Source organism: Arenibacter lacus (assembly GCF_008711145.1).
Lineage (GTDB): Bacteria > Bacteroidota > Bacteroidia > Flavobacteriales > Flavobacteriaceae > Arenibacter > Arenibacter amylolyticus.
The window spans coordinates 117054-137532 of sequence record NZ_VVIN01000002.1; the positions used below are offsets into that span (position 1 = coordinate 117054).

The 20479-nt window shown below is 40.2% G+C and carries 19 protein-coding genes; 3 read left to right on the forward strand and 16 right to left on the reverse strand.

The window, feature by feature from the left end:
• Nucleotides 1–27 precede the first annotated feature (27 nt).
• The 16 genes from hisA to F1E73_RS01645 all read right to left on the reverse strand — a co-directional run bounded on the left by hisA (nucleotide 28) and on the right by F1E73_RS01645 (nucleotide 17011).
• Nucleotides 28–756 (reverse strand): 1-(5-phosphoribosyl)-5-[(5-phosphoribosylamino)methylideneamino]imidazole-4-carboxamide isomerase, encoded by a 729-nt coding sequence (gene hisA / locus F1E73_RS01570; protein WP_150450929.1) that lies wholly within the window; start codon nucleotides 754–756, stop codon nucleotides 28–30.
• A gap of 16 nt (nucleotides 757–772) precedes the next feature.
• Nucleotides 773–1360 (reverse strand): imidazole glycerol phosphate synthase subunit HisH, encoded by a 588-nt coding sequence (hisH, locus tag F1E73_RS01575; RefSeq protein ID WP_086476794.1) that lies wholly within the window; start codon nucleotides 1358–1360, stop codon nucleotides 773–775.
• 32 nt (nucleotides 1361–1392) lie between these two features.
• The gene (gene hisB, locus F1E73_RS01580) at nucleotides 1393–2571 is read right to left on the reverse strand and encodes a bifunctional histidinol-phosphatase/imidazoleglycerol-phosphate dehydratase HisB (RefSeq protein WP_086476795.1); all 1179 of its coding nucleotides are present in this window, start codon (nucleotides 2569–2571) and stop codon (nucleotides 1393–1395) included.
• Between the two features lie 2 nt (nucleotides 2572–2573).
• The gene (gene hisC / locus F1E73_RS01585; RefSeq protein WP_086476796.1) at nucleotides 2574–3632 is read right to left on the reverse strand and encodes a histidinol-phosphate transaminase; all 1059 of its coding nucleotides are present in this window, start codon (nucleotides 3630–3632) and stop codon (nucleotides 2574–2576) included.
• A gap of 69 nt (nucleotides 3633–3701) precedes the next feature.
• Nucleotides 3702–4982, reverse strand: a complete 1281-nt coding sequence (hisD, locus tag F1E73_RS01590) for a histidinol dehydrogenase (RefSeq protein WP_150450930.1) — start codon at nucleotides 4980–4982, stop codon at nucleotides 3702–3704.
• A gap of 55 nt (nucleotides 4983–5037) precedes the next feature.
• A complete protein-coding gene (gene hisG / locus F1E73_RS01595) occupies nucleotides 5038–5895 on the reverse strand; it encodes an ATP phosphoribosyltransferase (RefSeq protein ID WP_086476798.1) in 858 nt (285 codons plus the stop codon).
• A gap of 263 nt (nucleotides 5896–6158) precedes the next feature.
• Nucleotides 6159–6974 carry a prohibitin family protein gene (locus F1E73_RS01600; RefSeq protein ID WP_150450931.1) on the reverse strand — a complete coding sequence of 272 codons (816 nt, stop codon included), beginning with the start codon at nucleotides 6972–6974 and terminating at the stop codon, nucleotides 6159–6161.
• 12 nt (nucleotides 6975–6986) lie between these two features.
• The gene (locus tag F1E73_RS01605; protein WP_150450932.1) at nucleotides 6987–9020 is read right to left on the reverse strand and encodes a vWA domain-containing protein; all 2034 of its coding nucleotides are present in this window, start codon (nucleotides 9018–9020) and stop codon (nucleotides 6987–6989) included.
• Between the two features lie 111 nt (nucleotides 9021–9131).
• Nucleotides 9132–9881: a 3-oxoacyl-[acyl-carrier-protein] reductase gene (gene fabG, locus F1E73_RS01610; RefSeq protein WP_086476801.1), complete on the reverse strand. Its 750-nt coding sequence runs from the start codon at nucleotides 9879–9881 to the stop codon at nucleotides 9132–9134.
• A 185-nt stretch (nucleotides 9882–10066) separates the two neighbouring features.
• Entirely contained in the window at nucleotides 10067–10939 is an 873-nt protein-coding gene (sucD, locus tag F1E73_RS01615; RefSeq protein ID WP_086476802.1) for a succinate--CoA ligase subunit alpha, read from the reverse strand.
• Nucleotides 10940–11015: 76 nt separating this feature from the next.
• Nucleotides 11016–11948 carry a UDP-3-O-(3-hydroxymyristoyl)glucosamine N-acyltransferase gene (locus F1E73_RS01620; protein WP_086476803.1) on the reverse strand — a complete coding sequence of 311 codons (933 nt, stop codon included), beginning with the start codon at nucleotides 11946–11948 and terminating at the stop codon, nucleotides 11016–11018.
• Between the two features lie 32 nt (nucleotides 11949–11980).
• Nucleotides 11981–12544: an elongation factor P gene (gene efp / locus F1E73_RS01625; RefSeq protein WP_086476804.1), complete on the reverse strand. Its 564-nt coding sequence runs from the start codon at nucleotides 12542–12544 to the stop codon at nucleotides 11981–11983.
• Nucleotides 12545–12549: 5 nt separating this feature from the next.
• Entirely contained in the window at nucleotides 12550–13335 is a 786-nt protein-coding gene (gene lpxA, locus F1E73_RS01630; RefSeq protein ID WP_086476805.1) for an acyl-ACP--UDP-N-acetylglucosamine O-acyltransferase, read from the reverse strand.
• Nucleotides 13336–14745 (reverse strand): bifunctional UDP-3-O-[3-hydroxymyristoyl] N-acetylglucosamine deacetylase/3-hydroxyacyl-ACP dehydratase, encoded by a 1410-nt coding sequence (locus F1E73_RS01635; protein ID WP_086476806.1) that lies wholly within the window; start codon nucleotides 14743–14745, stop codon nucleotides 13336–13338.
• A complete protein-coding gene (gene lpxD, locus F1E73_RS01640; protein ID WP_086476807.1) occupies nucleotides 14742–15758 on the reverse strand; it encodes a UDP-3-O-(3-hydroxymyristoyl)glucosamine N-acyltransferase in 1017 nt (338 codons plus the stop codon). The genes F1E73_RS01635 and lpxD overlap by 4 nt, the downstream gene beginning before the upstream one ends.
• Before the next feature lie 23 nt (nucleotides 15759–15781).
• Nucleotides 15782–17011, reverse strand: coding sequence for an HD domain-containing protein (locus F1E73_RS01645; RefSeq protein ID WP_086476808.1), 1230 nt, complete (start codon nucleotides 17009–17011; stop codon nucleotides 15782–15784).
• Between the two features lie 30 nt (nucleotides 17012–17041).
• Here F1E73_RS01645 and porX point away from each other — a divergent pair, with 30 nt between their 5' ends.
• The 3 genes from porX (at nucleotide 17042) to F1E73_RS01660 (ending at nucleotide 20476) form a co-directional block, all read left to right on the forward strand.
• A complete protein-coding gene (porX, locus tag F1E73_RS01650) occupies nucleotides 17042–18586 on the forward strand; it encodes a T9SS response regulator signal transducer PorX (protein WP_086476809.1) in 1545 nt (514 codons plus the stop codon).
• A 14-nt stretch (nucleotides 18587–18600) separates the two neighbouring features.
• Complete coding sequence (gene tsaE / locus F1E73_RS01655) at nucleotides 18601–19026, forward strand: tRNA (adenosine(37)-N6)-threonylcarbamoyltransferase complex ATPase subunit type 1 TsaE (protein WP_150450933.1); 426 nt, start codon at nucleotides 18601–18603, stop codon at nucleotides 19024–19026.
• 250 nt (nucleotides 19027–19276) lie between these two features.
• A complete protein-coding gene (locus F1E73_RS01660; protein ID WP_086476811.1) occupies nucleotides 19277–20476 on the forward strand; it encodes an alanine dehydrogenase in 1200 nt (399 codons plus the stop codon).
• Nucleotides 20477–20479: the final 3 nt, after the last annotated feature.

Genomic DNA, 20479 nt, shown 5'->3' on the forward strand with positions numbered 1-20479 from the left:
TATGGCCATAGCTTTTTATTATACGTACTAATTGGCCAAAATAAATTCTTCCAATTGTTTTAGCGAAATCTTGTTTTCATAAATTGCCTTTCCAATGATGGTGCCTTCGCATCCCAATTCAGCCAATTTGGGTAGTTCCTCAAAGGTAGCGATGCCACCGCTCGCAATAAGTTGTAGTTGTGGCCCACAAATTGAAATTATTCTTTCGTACAGCTCAAAAGAAGGCCCTTGCAACATACCATCCTTACTGATATCTGTACAGATAACCGACTTTATTCCTTCCTTCTGATAGCTTTGTATAAACGGGATTAATTCCTCGTTGGACTCTTCGGTCCATCCAGAAACAGCCACCATTTCATCCTTAGCATCGGCACCTAAAATAATTTTATCGCCCCCATAGGTCGTAATCCATGTTTTAAATGTTTCGGGATCCTTCACAGCGATACTTCCCCCTGTAATTTGATCGGCCCCACTTTCAAAAGCAATCCTTAGATCCTCATTGGCTTTTAGTCCACCACCGAAATCGATTTTCAAGCTGGTTTTGGAAGCGATCCGCTCTAACACCTTATAGTTGACAATATGATTTGCCTTGGCACCGTCTAAATCTACCAAGTGGAGGTGTTTTATCCCATGGGCCTCAAATTCCTTGGCCACTTCCAATGGATTTTCATTGTAAATTTTCTTGGTATCGTAATCCCCTTTGGAAAGACGAACACATTTTCCGTCTATTATATCTATTGCCGGTATAATTCTCATGTTATTGTTTTATTCACTAATTGATATTTACAAGAAAGTTTTTCAATATCCGCTCACCCACCACGCTACTTTTTTCGGGATGAAATTGAGTTCCATAAAAGTTATCTTTTTGCAGAGCCGCGCTATAATCCAGTCCATAGTTAGACTGGGCAATAGTTGCTTCACAAACTGCTGCATAAAAGCTATGGACCATATAAACGTGTTCGTCTTCCCTCACCTCACTGAATAGGTCCGACTTAAGTTGACTAATCTGATTCCAACCAATTTGGGGAACTTTTACCGAATTAGGAAATTGGGATACTTCTACGTCAAAAATTCCTAGTCCCTTAGTATCGCCTTCTTGAGAATGGTTACACATTAGCTGCATACCCAAACAGATACCCAACACAGGTTGCTTTAATTGTGGAATTAAGCCATCCAATTTACTTTCCCGTAATTTATTCATGGCACTACTAGCCTCCCCAACACCTGGAAAAATAACTTTGTCTGCTGCCACAATTTCTTCTACATCGGAACTAAGTACCGCCTGGTACCCCAGGCGTTGAATAGCAAATTTAATGCTTTGAATATTCCCAGCCCCGTAGTCTATTATTACAATTTTCATTCTGCTATTCTTTAGATGCTTGGTTTTATGGCTTACAGTACGCCTTTGGTACTTGGAAGTACCAGTTTCTCCACATCGCGCTTCAATGCCATCTTTATGGCCTTGGCAAATGCCTTAAAAATAGCTTCTATCTTGTGGTGTTCATTGGTTCCCTCTGCCTTAATATTTAGGTTAGCCTTTGCCCCGTCCGTAAACGACTTAAAGAAATGGTGAAACATTTCCGTAGGCATTTTACCTATCATTTCCCGCTTAAAATCGGCCTCCCATACCAACCAATTGCGACCACCAAAATCTATAGCTACCTGAGCCAAGCAATCGTCCATAGGTAAACAGAAGCCATAGCGCTCCATTCCTAATTTATTACCCAATGCTTTGTGGAATACCTCCCCCAAAGCAATTCCAGTATCTTCAATGGTATGGTGCTCATCTATTTCCAGGTCCCCCTTTACCTTTATATCTAGATCCATATGACCGTGTCTAGCCAATTGATCCAACATATGATCAAAGAAAGGTAGTCCGGTATCAATATTGCTTTTCCCGGTACCGTCTAGGTTCAATTTTATATAAATATCGGTTTCATGGGTTTTTCTATAAGTTTCAGAAACCCTGTTTTCTAATTTTAAAAACTCATATATCTTTTCCCAGTCATTGCTTTCTAACGCGATATAAGGGTCTAGATCTTTACGTTGCACGCTTATCTCTCCCACCCCAAAATTAGTTTCGTCATTTATGAAAATACCCTTTGCACCAAGGTTTTTGGCTAGTTCTATATCCGTTAAACGATCTCCAATCACAAAGGAGTTAGTGAGGTCGTAGGCCTCTGTGAAATATTCGGTCAATAGCCCTGTACGAGGTTTACGGGTTTCCAAATTCTCATGTGGGAAACTCCTATCCATAAATACCTTATCGAAAACAACGCCCTCCCCTTTAAAGGTCTCCATTATGAAATTGTGGATGGGCCAAAAGGTATTTTCGGGGTAAGATTCTGTCCCCAGTCCGTCCTGATTGGTAACCATCACCAATTCATAATCTAGCTCCTTGGCTATCTTAGCCAAATAGGTAATTGCCTTCGGATAAAACTCCAATTTCTCAAAAGCATCTATCTGCTCATCTGCAGGTTCTTTGATCATGGTACCGTCACGATCAATAAAAAGCACCTTTTTCCCTGTCTCGCCAATTTGGGCAGCATCTTTACTTATTTCAATACTCATAATTAAGCGGTTGTTATATTTTGTAATACTGTTATTAACTTTAAATTCTCTTCTTTGGTTCCCACGGTAAAACGCAAGGTGTTTTCACAGAGAGGATCTGTTGTTCTATTCCTTACTACAATTCCGTTTGCCAATAATTGATTATATCTTTTGTTGGCATTATCTACCTTCGCCAAAATAAAGTTTGCATCCGAGGCGTATACCTTTTCCACAAAGCTCAATTGCCCCAATATTCTGGATAAAGCAGCTCTTTCAGATAAAATATCCTGAATCTCCCTATTCACCGTCTCCTCGTCCAAGATGCGTTGTAAGGCCCGCTTCTGGCTTAATTCATTTACATTATAGGGCGCTTTTATTTTATTGAGAACATCAATAATATCCTTAGAAGCGTAACAGATCCCTAATCGCACCCCTGCCATGCCATAGGCCTTAGATAAGGTTTGGGTAACTACTAGATTTGGATAGTTATCTAATTCCTTCATCCAACTCGCTTCTTTGGAAAAGTCTATATAAGCCTCATCAACGACCACCAAGCCATTGAATTTCACTAATAGCTCCTCTACCAGCCCTCTGTTAAAACTATTGGCGGTTGGATTGTTGGGAGAGCATAGGAACAGCAATTTGGTGTTCTCATTTGCTTCCTTTAGAATTCCCTCTACATTGGGCTCAAAATCCTCCTTTAGCAAAATTTGCTTATTCCCTACGTTATTAATACCTGCCAATACCTTATACATTCCGTAGGTAGGGGGCAGTGTTATGATGTGGTCTTCCTTTGGTTCACAAAAGGCACGGAACAAAAGATCCAAAACCTCGTCACTGCCATTTCCCAAAAGGATTTGATCTACATGTATTCCTTTATGGGAAGCCAAAGCTGCCTTAAGGGTTCTTTGATGGGGGTCTGGGTATCTATTTACCCCACTCTCAAATGGATTTTCATTGGCATCCAAAAAGACCATTTGGGATCCATCGGAGACATATTCGTCCCTTGCTGAAGAATAAGGGCTTAGCGCCTTTACATTCTCACGGACCAGCCTCGTAATATCAAAAGTATTGTAATTCATTTCTATTTGTTAATACGAAGGGGAAGCGGTATTTCATTTTTTACCTGCCCTTCTAATCCCTTCCAATATCTATAAACTCTTTAATCTTAACGTTACCGCATTTTTATGGGCAAACAATCCTTCGGCTTCGGCCATCAACTCTATAGTATTTCCAATGTTTTGGATTCCTTGCTCCGATATTTTCTGAAAGGTTATGGCTTTCATAAAGCTATCTAAGTTCACCCCACTATATTGTTTAGCGAATCCATTGGTTGGCAAGGTATGATTGGTTCCGGAGGCGTAGTCCCCAGCACTTTCCGGGGTATAGTTGCCTATAAACACAGAGCCCGCATTATAGGTCCTGTCTAAGAAAAACTTTTCGTCTTCTACACAGAGTATATAATGCTCCGGACCATATTCATTAATGAGTGCTGCGGCGGTTTCTTGGTCCGATACATAGATTAGTTTGCTATTTGCGATGGATTTTTGAGCAATTTCCTTTCGTGGCAATGCCTCTAATTGAGATTCCACCTCCTCTTCTACCTCATTAATAAATTGTTTGGAGGTAGATACTAAAATTACCTGGCTATCTATTCCGTGTTCTGCCTGACTTAATAGGTCGGAAGCTACAAAGGCAGCGTTGGCGGAGTTATCTGCCATTACCAATAATTCACTGGGACCAGCAGGCATATCAATAGCAATGCCATATTTGGTAGCAATTTGCTTAGCCACCGTAACATATTGGTTTCCTGGTCCAAATATTTTATATACCTGAGGGATTGTTCCCGTGCCAAAAGTCATACCAGCAATAGCTTGCACGCCTCCCACCTTAAATATTTTATTAACCCCACAGAGTTTGGCGGTATACAGGATAGCTGGGTGTAACTTCCCTTCCTTATTGGGTGGCGAACACAGTACAATTTCCTTACATCCGGCCAAGGTAGCTGGGATGGCCAGCATTAAAATGGTAGAAAACAACGGCGCCGTACCTCCAGGAATGTAAAGGCCTACTTTTTGAATAGGTCTTTTTTCCTGCCAACATTTAACTCCTTCAGTAGTTTCTACTTCCACCCGATGCGTACGTTGGGCGGCATGAAACTTTTCTATATTGCCCTTAGCCTGCTCTATAGCAGACCTTAATGCCTGTGGCACCTGTACTTCTGCTGCTTCCATTTCTTCTTTGGAAACGGAAATATTGTCCAATAAAACCCCATCAAATTTATTGGTATAGCTTTCAATGGCCTTGTCTCCCTCCTTTTGTACATCTAGGAAGATGTTGTTTACCAATTCCTCTATGTCTGCAACCGATTGTGTAGGTCTCTTTAATAGGGAAGCCCAATCTACTTTTTGGGGATTGTATATTTTTTTCATCCGATGCGTATACTAATGTTCTTTATAATTGAAAGGCAAAAATTAATGGGATTTATTAGAGTACCATCTTTTCTATAGGACACACTAAAATCCCTTCGGCCCCTGCCTCTTTAAGCTCCTGTATTACTTCCCAAAATTTATCCTTGTTAATTACGGTATGTACAGAACTCCAACCTTCCTCGGCCAAGGGAAGTACCGTGGGGCTACGCATTCCCGGCAACAAATCTATGATCTCGTCCAGTTTATTGTTGGGGGCATTCAACAGCACATATTTACTTTTTCTGGCAAGTAAGACCGATTGAATTCTAAAGTGTAGTTTTTCCAATAACTCGGTACTTTCTGCAGATATTTTGGGCGATACAGCCAAAACCGCCTCACTTGTATGCATCACCTCTACCTCTTTTAGGTTGTTTTTAAATAAGGTACTTCCGCTAGAAACAATATCACAAACAGCATCTGCCAAACCAATATTTGGTGCAATCTCCACCGATCCATTAATAATATGAAGATCGGCCTGAACCCCTTTACTTTTTAAGTATTTCTCTACAGTATTGGGATAGGAGGTGGCTATTCGTTTTCCTTGAAAATCTTCTACGGAATTATATTTCATGGTTTTAGGAATGGCCAAGGAAACTTTGCATTTGGAAAACCCCAATTTCTCAATAACAGAGATATCGTGCCCCTTCTCTACTAAAACATTTTCCCCAATAATTGCAATATCTACAACCCCATCCCTTAAATATTGAGGAATATCCCCGTTCCTAAGAAAAAAGACCTCTAAGGGGAAGTTTCTCGAACTAGCCTTTAATTGGTCTTTTCCATTGTCGATGGAAATTCCGCAGTCCTTTAAAATTTTTAAGGAATCTTCATTTAACCGACCACTTTTTTGAATAGCAATTTTAATTTTTTTCATTCTGGCTCTTTAATTTTTTTGGTCTGAACAGATCAAACAGGCTTATTTAAATGCAAAACCCGTTTGATTGCTCAAACGGGTTAGAATATAGTTTAGGTACAACAATACATTCCTAGCTCGCTTGAACGCAAGTAATGAAATGATGATGATGTGCCTTGTTGTTTAACATAGTGCTACAAAAGTAAAAATTAATTTTCAACCTTAAAGAATTTATGCTAAACAAATTGCTCCAATATTGTTATATTATCACCTTTTGCCATGATTTACTGATTTCCAAGAATGATAGGCAGTCCAGATTCACCACTGCCAATAACAATTACTTTTGCATTAGGGGATTCGGACAACTTTATAGTGGCATCTATCCCTTTGTCTTGAAGAATTCTATCATTCAGAGATGCACTTAAAATCTGGTTAGCATCTGCCTTACCTTGCGCTTCAATCCTTACCTTTTCGGCCTCCTTCTGAGCTGTAACCAGCCTAAACTCGTATTCCAAGGATTCTTGCTCTTGCTTCAATTTACGCTCAATAGCCTCTTTAATAGTAGCTGGCAAGGTTACATCCCTAACCAAGATATCGTTTAACTGTATGTATTGGTTTTCTACTATTTTCTTAGACTCCTCAAAAATCTCATGCTGAATAGCGTCCCTTTTGCTGGAATATAGTTGCTCTGGGGTATACCTTCCCACCACTGACCGCGCAGCAGAGAAAACCGCGGGCAATAGTACCCTACGTACATAATCTTCCCCTTTTTCCTGGTGTAACTTCCCCAATTGGTTTCGCTTGGGCTCAAACCAAATAGAAGCTTCCAGTTTAATATCCAAACCATTGGAAGACAATACGTTCATTTTTTCAAAGGCTTCTTGTTGACGCACTTCGTAAATAGTAATATGGTTCCAGGGAGCAACTAGGTGAAAGCCCTCTCCCAAGGGTGGTTGATCGGTAACAACACCGCCTCCGAATGTTTTGTAAAGTACTCCTGCTTCTCCGGAACCGATGGTAACGGCAGATTTAGAAACTAATATTACAGCAACGATTAAAACGAATACTATTGGTAATGTAATTTTTGGTAATTTGTCCATTCAAGTTATATATTAAGTTAATCCATTAAATTTTCTAATGATCCATTCCAGTGTCAATGCCAACACAATGATTCCCAAAATTATTCTGAAATCGACCAAAGATACAATAATTAGTTTGCTTATCTGAGTAGGGACATAGCTTTGGTCTGCCGCTAGTGTTTGCACCAAACTGTCTAACTGTTCGGGAAAGAAAAGCTTCCCTCCTGTGTGGTCTGCCAATCGCTGCAGCTTTAAATAGTTACTGGAAGTAAATTGCTTTTCTACCTCAAAATCCAGGATGGTAAAACTTCCTTTTTCATTTATATTTTCATTTTCTACAGTAGCGGTAAAACTATAGGTTCCGGGCCCTAAACTCCTTAAGTCGGCCTCAAAATAGTTGCCTTTTAGCAGCATTGGCGCCTCATGCTGTTGGTTAGTGACGCTATCCTTCACTTTAATGTTAATCGATGCGTTAGGATCTAACCTAAATGCTTTATCGTAATAGGTGGCCTGTATTATTGCCTCATTACTATGGTTATAAATGGGGGAAAAGTTCAGGCTAAACCTTTCCTTTGCAGTATTGGTGGATAAGTAAAAAATTAACTTCCCGAAAAAATCGTCAAAATTTTTAAAACTACCTTCTTCTCTATAAGCGTGCAACCGCCATTTCCAGAGGTTCTCCCCTAACAACAGGGCAGATCTTACACCTTGATCTTCCATTACGGTAAGCAGCGGACTTTCTAACACTATCCCCTTACTGCTCATCGTTAACAAACCTTCCTGTTCTAATGAGATGCTAACAGGACCTGCAGAACTTTCCAAGGGAGGGAACCCATCAAAAGAAAAATTGGCGATATCATACTTGGTGAACCCTGGATTGGAAATAGCAAAAAGCTCCTGAATAGGATAACCGCTTTCCACTTGTACCCCTTCTTGGTTTCTAGTTAGTACTCGCCAATTGGTTTGGTTGCCACCGATAGTCAGGTAATTGGCTTTTCGCAAGGCTAGCTGTTTATAAATCTCTTCAAAGGACGCATCCGGTTGATAAAGAATAAAAAGATCTACCTTATCAAGTTCTGATATATCTATGGAAGATTTATAATGTTCAAGGGAGCGTTGTTCATTGCTTTCCACTATTTTTTTAAGGGCCCCAAGATCTGGATGCAACATATTGGATATCAGGGCAATTTTAGTGCCTTCATCCAAAACCTCCATAGCCACACGTCTTTCATTGTTCCCTGTGTTTTTCTCATTGGAAAGGGGAGCTATTTTAACCCTAACATCCTTTACCCCCACACTTTTGGCCTGTAGTTGTACCTGTACGGTTTTAGCACTATTGGTATTGGAAAGGGATATACGCTCTTGATGTACTAATCCGTTATTTAGAAAAATTTGCAATTGGGAGGTTACCGAATTCCTTCCCTTATAGGTTACAAAGATTTCTAAAGGAAATTTACTGTTGAGAAAACCGTAACGATTGTTGTTGACTCGGGTTATGGCTAGGTCTTCATAGGTAGTGGTATCGCCAACCACCATGGGATAAATAGGGAGATTTTGCCTTTGCCCATAAAACTCATAGTCTTCCCCCAAGGTTTGATTGCCATCAGTAAGGAGAAGTACTGCGGTGTTAGTTTTACCAAAGACCCCATTTATTGCGGACAGGGCTTGGGATATATTGGTGTTGTTTTCACTAAAGGTAAGGCTATCCCCTTCCTTTAGCTGGTTTCCAAACGTATAGGTGAATACGCTAAACTGTTCCTGTAAGCTGTTCTTGGCAGCCTGAAGATGGGATATTACAGTTTTGATCTTATCGCCTTCCCCTGGATGTATGGAGGAGGAATTATCTGCCAAGACCACTAAATTTGGTTTTTCGGTAGTAAGGCTTCTCCGTTCAAATTTAGGGTTTAAGAATAATAATAAAATACCAAATACAGCTATAAAACGAAGCAGGGAAAGCCCCCAGAGGATTTTTTTATCTCCCTTAACCCTGTATTTGTATTGAAACAGTACAAGTGCTAACGAAGCTATTGCTGCAAGCAATATGTATAGAACTGTAGCTGTTTGCATTAAAAAAGGAGTTTAAGCATCGTTTTAAAACGTTTACGGAATAAAACGATGCTTTTTAATTGAATATAACTGCGTTATACTGAAGGGCAACTATTCATAGCCCAAACAGACCTAAGTAAGCATACCTCCATCCACATTCAGCACCTGTCCTGTGATATAGGCCGATAGATCTGAGGCTAAGAATAAACAAGCATTGGCAACATCTTCAGGAGCACCACCACGCTTTAAAGGAATTCCGTCTCTCCATCCCTGAACAACCTTTTCATCCAATTTATCGGTCATTTCCGTTTCTATAAATCCTGGAGCAATGGCATTACAACGGATATTTCTAGACCCCAACTCTAAGGCAATAGATTTGGTAAATCCGATCATTCCTGCTTTGGAAGCTGCATAGTTGGCTTGTCCGGCATTTCCTTTTACCCCAACCACGCTACTCATATTTACAATAGAGCCTTTTCGTTGTTTTAACATGGTGCGTTGTACGGCTTTGGTCATGTTAAAGACCGACTTAAGGTTAATTTCAATCACAGAATCAAAATCGTCCTCCCCCATTCTCATAAGAAGGTTATCTTTGGTGATACCGGCATTGTTAATCAAAATATCGATTACCCCGTCAAAATCCTCCAATACTTGGGCTACCAATTTTTCGGAATCTTCAAAACTTGCTGCGTTACTCTTATACGCTTTGGCTTTAACACCCAAGGCCGTAAGTTCCTTTTCCAAGGCTAGTGCTGGGGCTTCACTGGAACTATAGGTGAAGGCCACGTTTGCTCCATGTTGAGCGAAAACCTGTGCTATTCCCATTCCTATTCCCCTACTGGCACCTGTAATAATTGCATTTTTTCCTTCTAGTAGCTTCATTTTTATAATTTCTTAGTTATGTATCAAATATAAGTTTTGTTTTTCCAGATTGGAAATATTTGTCCAAAATGCTTTTAGGTTTCTACAAACCAGTCCCTATGGACAAAAAAATCCGTTTATACTGAGACTTTCCATAGGAATGGAAAAACGCAGCACAAACGGAATTTCATATCGTTAAAATGGGATTATCCCATTACTTCCTTAACTTTTAATCCTATTTCTGCGGGAGAGTCTACCACGTGGATACCACATTCCCTCATAATAGCTTTTTTAGCCTGGGCAGTATCATCACTACCACCAACTATAGCTCCTGCGTGACCCATGGTTCTTCCTGCAGGGGCAGTTTCACCAGCAATAAAACCAACAATTGGTTTCTTGCTTCCACTGGCCTTATACCATTTAGCGGCATCAGCCTCCAATTGGCCACCAATCTCACCGATCATAACCACACATTCCGTTTCGGGGTCATTAATCAACAATTCTACTGCTTCTTTAGTAGAGGTTCCAATGATAGGATCTCCTCCAATTCCGATAGCCGTGGTAATACCCAATCCTTGACGAACCACCTGATCTGCGGCCTCATAGGTTAAAGTTCCAGATTTGGAAACAATCCCGACAGATCCTTTTTTAAACACAAAACCAGGCATAATACCTACCTTGGCTTCGCCTGGAGTAATTACTCCAGGACAGTTAGGTCCAATCAATCGGCAATCCATATGCTTAATATAATCATATGCCATCACCATATCGGCAACTGGAATACCTTCTGTAATAGTAATAATCACCTTAATACCGGCACTAGCCGCTTCCATAATAGCATCAGCTGCAAAAGCTGGAGGTACAAATATAATGGAAGTATCTGCTCCCACTTGTTGCACGGCTTCCTCAACGGTGTTGAACACAGGTCTTCCCAAATGTTCTTGTCCTCCTTTGCCAGGAGTTACACCTCCAACAACATTGGTACCATATTCAATCATTTGTTCGGCGTGAAAAGTACCTTCGCTACCTGTAAAACCCTGAACAATAATCTTGGAATCCTTATTTACTAAAACGCTCATTATATTATTTTTCGTTAAATTGATTAAAGCAAAAATATAGATTTGAATAGATATACTAAACTATTCCCTTGCTTATTTATTTATCTAATTTTCTCAGCAGGTCTGGAAGCTGTTTTATATAAGCCAATTGCTTTAACTTTTCCCTAGCTTCCTCTACCGGACTCCCGAAGTAGTTTTTACCTCCTTCCAAGGATTTGGATACTCCGGTTTGGGCTAAAACGACTGCTTTCTTTCCTATGGTAGCTGCGCTGGTGACCCCAACTTGACCCCAAAGGGTAACTTCATCCTCTATAATAACACAACCCGCAATACCGGTCTGGGAGGCAATTAAACAGTTTTCTCCAATGACCGTATCGTGCCCCACATGTACTTGGTTATCTAGCTTGGTGCCTTTTTTAATTAAGGTATCTCCCGTTACCCCTTTATCTATAGTACAAAGGGCACCTATATCCACATTATCCTGTACTACTACCCTACCTCCCGATATCAGCTTATCGAAGCCTTCAGGTCTCTTTTTGTAATAAAACGCATCCGAACCTAGGATAGAACCTGCATGGATCACTACATTATCCCCAATAACCGTGTCGTCATAAATAGAAACATTGGAGTGGATTAGGCAATTTTTGCCAATTACTACATTGTTTCCAATAAAACAATTGGGCTGTATCACCGTATTCTCCCCAATTATTGCAGTATTGGAAATGGCAGAATCCGACTTTGCAAAGGGCTTAAAAAAAAGGGTTAGGGCATTAAAATCCCTAAACGGGTCTTCAGAAATTAAAAGAGCCTTTCCCGGGGGACAGTCCACTTTTTTATTGATCAATATTACGGTTGCATTACAATTCAATGCCTTTTCGTAATATTTTGGATGATCTACAAATACAATCTCTCCCTTTTGAACTACATGGATCTCGTTCATTCCCAATACGGGAAATTCATCAGGCCCCACATATTCCGAGTTGATTATGGTTGCAATTTGTTTTAGGGTATATGGGGACGGAAATCTCATATATACAATACTTTATACTGGAAGGCGGAATATTATTTAACCCGCTCTAAATAAGCTCCTTTTTCTGTATCTATTTTAACCTTATCACCTTCGTTGATGAATAGCGGGACATTTACGGTAGCCCCAGTTTCCAAAGTTGCAGGCTTAGTTGCATTGGTAGCGGTATTTCCTTTAACTCCAGGCTCCGTATAGGCGACTTCTAGAATAACACTTGCGGGCATATCCACAGATAAGGGCATACTGTCTTCCGTATTAAAGAGAATGGTAACCACTTCCCCTTCCTTAAGTAGGTTGGGTGCATCCAAAGTACTTTCCTGAAGGGAAATCTGATTGTAATCGTCTGTATTCATAAAATGATACATCTCCCCTTCGGCGTATAAAAATTGGTATGAACGAGTTTCTACTCGCACATCATCCAATTTATGACCGGCAGCAAAGGTGTTCTCCAAAACTTTCCCAGTACTAACGCTTTTTAGTTTAGTTCTAACAAAAGCTGGACCCTTCCCTGGTTTTACATGGAGAAATTCAACTATTTTATAAATGTCGTTGTTGTACCTAATGCACAAACCTTTTCTTATGTCTGATGTATTTGCCATAAATTCTAATTATTACTAAAGTATCCTTTCATAATTCCTCTTTGCGAGTCCCTGATAAATTGCAAGATCTCGTCCCTTTCTGGAGTGGCCTCCATCTCGGCCTCTATGATTTGTAAGGCCTGGCTATTATTGTAGTTTTTCTGATATAATATTCTATAGATGTTCTGTATCTCCCTAATCTTTTCCGAGGTAAATCCACGTCTCCTTAAGCCAACGGAATTGATTCCTACGTAAGATAATGGTTCCCTAGCGGCCTTTACAAAAGGAGGAACATCTTTCCTTACCAAGGACCCACCGGTAACAAAGGCATGGTTACCTATGGACACAAATTGATGCACGGCCACCAGACCGGCAAGAATAACATTGTCTCCAATACTCACATGTCCTGCAAGCGTAGAATTGTTGGAAAAAATACAATTATCCCCAACAAGGCAATCGTGGGCAACATGGCAATATGCCATAATTAGGCAATTTTTTCCAATTACCGTTCTCATTCTATCAACGGTACCCTTATGGATAGTGGCACACTCTCTAATGGTAGTATTATCCCCAATTACAACGGTTGTTTCCTCCCCATCGTACTTTAGGTCCTGTGGAGGTGCAGAGATAACCGCACCGGGAAAGATATTACAGTTTTTCCCAATTCTAGCCCCGTCCATTATGGTTACATTAGATCCTATCCAAGTTCCCTCTCCAATAACTACATTATTATGGATGGTGGTAAACGGGTCTACCACTACATTTTTAGCGATTTTAGCGCCTGGGTGTATATAAGCCAGCGGTTGGTTCATCTATTCTTTCTTTTTAACTATTTGCGCCATCATTTCTGCTTCGCACACTAATTTATTGTTGGCATACGCGTACGCCTGCATGTGACATATTCCTCTACGAATGGGCGAAATAAGACTGCAATGGAAAACCAAAGTATCTCCTGGCAATACTTTTTGCTTAAACTTCACATTATCGATCTTCATAAAGAAAGTTAGGTAGTTCTCTGGATCTGGAACCGTACTCAAGACTAGAATACCTCCTGTTTGTGCCATAGCCTCTACCTGAAGTACCCCAGGCATTACAGGGGCACCCGGGAAATGCCCAACAAAGAACTGCTCGTTCATCGTAACATTCTTCATCCCAACAACATGCTGATCCGAAAGCTCCAATATCCTATCAATCAACAAGAACGGAGGCCTGTGCGGCAACATATCCATAATTTTATGAATATCCATCAATGGAGGCTGACTAAGATCGTATTGAGGAACGGCATTCCTTTTTTCCAATCTAATGATCTTGGATAGTTTTTTAGCAAACTGGGTATTTACAAAGTGTCCAGGCTTATTGGCTATTACCTTTCCCCTGATTCTTGTTCCCGTTAAAGCCAAATCCCCAATCACATCCAACAATTTATGTCTGGCTGCCTCGTTAGGATGATGCAGGGTTAAGTTGTCTAGAATCCCATTAGGCTTAATGGACAATTTTTCCTTATTAAAGGACTTCTCCAATTTTTTCATGGTGTCCTCGGAAATCTCCTTGTCTACATAAACGATGGCATTATTAAGGTCACCGCCCTTAATTAGCCCGTGATCCAATAACATCTCTAATTCATGCAAGAAACTAAAGGTCCTGGCATTTGCGATTTCTGTTTTAAAATCACTTAGCTTTTCCAAGGTGGCGTTTTGAGTACCTAAGACTTTAGTGCCAAAATCTACCATAGTAGTTATTTGATAGCTATCTGACGGAATAATCGTAATCTCGCTTCCCGTTTCTTCGTCCTTATAAGATATAACATCTTTAACGATGTATTCTTCTCTGGCTGCCTCTTGCTCTTTTATGCCAGCACTTTCCAATGCTTCCACAAAATATTTTGAAGAACCGTCCATAATTGGAGGTTCTGGGGCATCCAATTCAATAATGACGTTATCGATCTCCATACCCACCAATGCAGCAAGAACATGCTCTGAGGTATGAATTTTAACGCCGCGTTTTTCCAGGTTGGTCCCTCTTTGGGTATTAACCACAAAATTGGCATTTGCCTCAATCAAGGGCTCCCCTTCCAAATCTACACGTTTAAACGCGTACCCGTAATTCTCTGGGGCAGGTACAAATTTCAATGTAACATTTTCCCCTGTATGCAAACCAACGCCTGTTAGCGTTACTTCTTTTGCAATTGTCCGTTGTTTAATCTCTGTTTTACCCACCGTCAATCCTTTTTTTCGATATGTTCTAATCTATTAATAATTTTAGGTAAATTTTTAAAGTGGACGTACGACTTGTTAAAATCGCCATAACTCAATGCCGGTGACCCCTGAAGGGTTTCATTGTCGTCTACATTTCTACCGACACCGGACTGGGCCTGTACTTTCACATAGTCACCTATAGTAATATGCCCCACTATGCCTACCTGTCCACCTATTTGGCAATACTTACCAATCTTAGTAGATCCGGCGATGCCAGTTTGCGCGGCAATTACGGTATGTTCACCTATTTCCACGTTATGGGCAATCTGGATCTGATTATCCAACTTTACCCCTTTCCTTAAGATGGTAGATCCCAAAGTAGCTCTATCTATAGTTGTACCGGCACCTACCTCCACGTTATCTTCCAAGATAACATTTCCGGTCTGTGGAACTTTTGAGTATTCATTATGTTCATTGGGTGTAAATCCAAAGCCATCTGCCCCCAGGATTACTCCGCTGTGCACTACACAATTCTTACCTATAATGGTTTCAGAATATATTTTGGCACCAGCAAACAACACCACATTGTCGTCTATCTCTACATTATCCCCTATATATACGTTAGGATAAATTTTAACATTGTTTCCAATCTTCACATTGTTACCCACATAAGCGAAGGCTCCCAAATAGAAATCCTCCCCATGTTCTGCGGTATCCGATAAGAAAACCGGACTTTCAATGCCAACTTTATTATTTTTTACCTGATTGTAATACTCCAACAGTTTGGAAAAAGAATTGTAGGCATCATCTACTTTGATGAGCGTGGTTGTGATTTCATGCTCCGGAACGAAATCTCGATTCACTATTGTCACAGATGCTTTGGTAGTATATATATAAGAGGTATACTTAGGGTTAGCCAGAAAGGTTAATGATCCTTCCTCTCCCTCTTCAATCTTAGACAATTTATGAACAGCGACATCCGGATTACCCTCCACATCCCCTTCTAAAATACCTGCAATTTGGCTAGCTGTAAATATCATGGGCACAAAAGTAAGAAAAATAGTTAAACCGCCACTTTAGGATAACATATATAATATTTGACCACCGTTTTTGAAAGCGCTTTCAAGTACCGCTGATCCGATGCCTTAGCTATATCCGTTATCTTCCCGTTAGACCGCAATATACCTATATGCTGACCTTCTGCGTCATAGGCTTGATTATGGGTTTCCCCGGAAAACACAAAATAAGCCGTCTCTTTATCCGTTAGGCTATATTTGTTTTTAAATTTTAAAAAATGTTTTTGAAGTCTTTCCTGATTGATTGGTTTATTTTTCAGCTTAACATGGAGCAATCGCCTGTTAACGATCATTTTACACAAGGTTGAAAGTACAAAATCATCCTCATCTTGCCAACATTTAATAGCCCACATGATATCCACATCGTCCAATTTGGCAAACTGATCCAACACCGCCTGATTAAAATCCTCTTTAGATATTTTATGCTCCATAAAAAATCGTAAAGCACCACTACAAGGTAATTGCTCTCCCGCTTCCAATAGTTCTTTAGCCCTTTTTAAAATACGTATCAAAAGTTGTTCTGCCACCAAACCGGTTTTGTGCAAATAAACCTGCCAATACATAAAGCGCCTGGCCATTAGAAACTTCTCTACGGAATAAATCCCCTTTTCCTCTACTACCAATTCCCCATTGTAAACATTCAACATGGTAAGTAGTCGTTCGGAGTTTATGTTCCCTTCTGCCACTCCCGTATAGAAGCTATCCCTCTTCAAATAATCCATACGATCCATATCAATCTGACTAGATACTAGTTGGTTTAAATACTTTTTGGGATACTGCCCCTTAAATATAGAGATAGCTACGGACAGTTTGCCTTTGTATTTACGATTTAGCTCCTCCATAAACATCAAGGAAATATACTCATGGCTAACCCCTTCCACAATGGAATGCTCCATAGCATGGGAAAAAGGCCCATGACCAATGTCGTGCAGCAGAATAGCACACAGTAACCCTTCTTCCTCCTCTTTGGTAATGGAAACTCCCTTAAATCGTAAACTTTGAATGGATTGCTGCATTAGATGCATACTTCCCAATGCATGTGGAAAGCGCGTGTGATGAGCACCTGGATACACTAAATAGGAAAGACCCATTTGCGAAATCCTCCGGAGCCGTTGAAAATAGGGTTCCTCGATCAGATTAAAAATAAGTGCACTGGGTATTCCAATAAATCCGTAAATTGGATCATTGAAAATTTTTAGTTTCTTTGATTTGATCAATATCACAATACTTTTACGCCGACAAATATAATGAACAAGATAACAATACTTTGGGTAGATGATGAAATAGATTTGTTAAAACCACACATTCTTTTCTTAGAAAATAAAAACTATGAAGTTGTTAGCTGTTTAAGTGGTCGCGAAGCGTTGGAAGTACTAAAAGAGCAACGAGTAGACATTGTTTTTTTAGATGAAAATATGCCGGGGATTTCCGGACTAGAGACACTTAATGAGATAAAAGCCACCCATGGCTCCCTTCCCGTGGTGATGATTACCAAAAGCGAGGAAGAGATGATTATGGAAGAGGCTATTGGTGCTAAGATTGCCGATTATCTCATAAAGCCCGTAAACCCCAATCAAATATTACTTTCCTTAAAAAAGAATTTAGATCACTCCCGACTGGTATCGGAAAAAACCACTTCTAACTACCAACAGGAGTTTCGGAAAATAGCCATGGACCTAAGCATGGTTAATAGCCATGAAGAATGGACCGACCTTTACAGGAAACTGATTTACTGGGAATTGCAATTGGAGGAAATTGAAGATTCGGGAATGTTCGAAATCTTGGAATCCCAAAAAACAGAAGCCAATAGACATTTTGGAAAATTCATAGACCAACATTATCCACAATGGTTCCAAGACCAAGACGCCCCCATCATGTCTCACACCCTGTTCAATAAATTGATTAAACCGGAAATAAAGGACCGAAAAACCTTGCTGTTAATTATCGATAACCTTCGATATGATCAATGGATGGCGTTTGAGGACACCTTAAATACCTACTATAGAAAAGAAAGTGAAACTCCTTATTACAGCATCCTCCCCACAGCCACCCAGTATGCAAGAAATGCCATGTTTTCTGGGCTAACACCTCTTGATATGGAAAAAAAGCACCCCCAGTGGTGGAAAAACGACACCGACGAAGGAGGAAAGAATCTACATGAATCCCAGTTTTTCGAGGCTCAACTGAAACGGACGGGATTGGATATTAAATGGGAATATCACAAAATCAGTAGCCTAAAGCAGGGCAAGCACATGGCTCAAAACCTCAGGTCCCAAAAAGACAATGACCTCACTATAATTGTTTACAATTTTGTAGATATGCTCTCCCATTCCAAAACGGAAATGGAGGTTGTAAAAGAGTTAGCTTCCAATGACAAGGCCTATAGGTCCCTTGCCTTAAGCTGGTTTAAGAATTCTCCCTTATTGGAAATCATCCAACAGGCCCAGGCCATGGGATTAAAACTAATTTTAACCACGGATCACGGCACTATAAACGTTAAGCAACCTTCAAAAGTAATTGGGGACAAAGAGACCAGCCTCAATTTAAGGTATAAAACAGGAAAAAGCCTTACTTATGATGAGAAAGACGTTTTAATGGCAAAAGATCCAAACAAAATATATTTGCCTTCCATCAACGTAAGCAGTTCTTTTATATTTGCAAAAAATGATTTATTCTTCGCCTATCCCAACAACTACAACCATTACGTTAGTTATTATCGCAATACCTATCAACATGGAGGAGTATCTTTAGAGGAGATGGTGATACCATTTGTTGTATTAGAACCTAAATAATATGGATTTTCAATATGAATAAAACCTATACCTTGGCACAATTGGAGTCTATTGTGCAATACATAATAAAGGAGACTAACTCCAAGACGCTCTGCTTCCACGGAGATATGGGGACTGGAAAAACAACCTTAATTAAAGCCTTGGTTAAGGAACTGGGCGGGGGAAATACCAGTAGTAGCCCCACTTTTGGCATTGTTAATGAATACCACAACAAGGATGGAGAGGTATTAGGATACCATTTTGATTTTTACCGTTTAGAGGATGAAAGCGAGGCCTTGGACTTAGGTTTGGAGGATTACTTATATACGGACAGCTGGATTTTTATGGAGTGGCCAGAAAAAATTCAGTCGTTAATACCAGAATACGCCACCCATATACATATTAATCTAATTGATGAAAAAACCAGAAGCCTAAAAATTTCCAAGGACGAGACATCCTAGAAGCAGTACGTCCCTAAGCATTAATCATATAGTGCTTAGTACATATCACCCCCTTTAACTATGCAGTTTAGCTATGCATTTACACTCGGAGAATCCACACTGTACAGGCAAGTTGAAATAGGCAAGGTAAAAAGGCGAGACCAGAAAAGAAGTCACTAATAAAGTGAAATCACCTAAAGAAAAAATATTGTAATTTTGGGGCACAAAGTTTCAAAGCAATTCTGCGCCTACCAAGACAGCACTACAACCTATGAACCCACAATCCTCACCATTTAGTAAGCAGCAATTGCTTCCGCAGGAAGAAACCTTGGAAATCCTAAAACAAAAAGGAGAACTTTTTATTGGAATTCCCAAGGAAAACCAATTTCAGGAAAAGCGCATTTGCCTCACTCCCGACGCGGTAAACGCCATTACGGCTAATGGACATCGAATTCTTATAGAATCTGGAGCAGGATTGGGCGCCAATTACCTAGACGTAGAATACACTAATGCGGGCGCAGAGATTACCAGGGATGCTAAAAAAGTTTTTGGCTGCCCTATTATCTTGAAGGTAGAACCCCCTACCCTAGAAGAAATTCAATTAATTAACCCGCAGTCCACCATTATATCTGCCTTGCAAATTAAAACCACTAGCAAGAAATATTTTCAGGAGCTAGCAAAAAAACGAATAACAGCCATTGCATTCGAATATATTAGGGACGATGAAGGCAAGTTTCCCGCAGTACGATCCTTAAGTGAAATTGCAGGAACCGCTTCGGTCTTAATTGCCTCCGAAATTATGGCTGCTACCAATAATGGGAATGGATTGATGTTTGGAAATATCAGCGGAGTACCCCCGGTAGAAGTTGTGATCATTGGTGCCGGGACGGTTGGTGAATTTGCAGCAAGATCTGCCTTGGGCTTAGGTGCCAACATCAAGATTTTTGATAATTCTATAAGTAAGTTGCGAAGCATTCAGACCAATCTCAGACAAACGGTATACACCTCTACCATACAACCAAAAAACCTTTTAAAGGCCTTAAAGCGTTGTGATGTAGCCATAGGAGCAACCAGAGGTAAAGATCGCTCCCCGGTGGTGGTTTCCAATACCATGGTAGAACACATGAAGAAGGGCGCCGTAGTCATAGATGTAAGTATTGATACCGGTGGATGTTTCGAATCTAGCGAACTAACCTCGCACGACAAACCCACTATTGAAAAAAATGGCGTGCTGCATTATGGGGTTCCTAATATCCCGTCTAGATACCCCAAGACAGCCTCTATATCCATTAGCAATATCTTTACCCCTTATTTGTTAAAGATCGGGGAAGATGGCGGATTTGAAAATGCGCTGCGTTTTGACAAAGGACTTCGTAGTGGATTGTATCTTTACCACGGCATATTGACCAATAAATCCGTTGGGGAATGGTTTGACCTTTCCTACAGCGATATTAATTTTCTTATTTTTTAATTT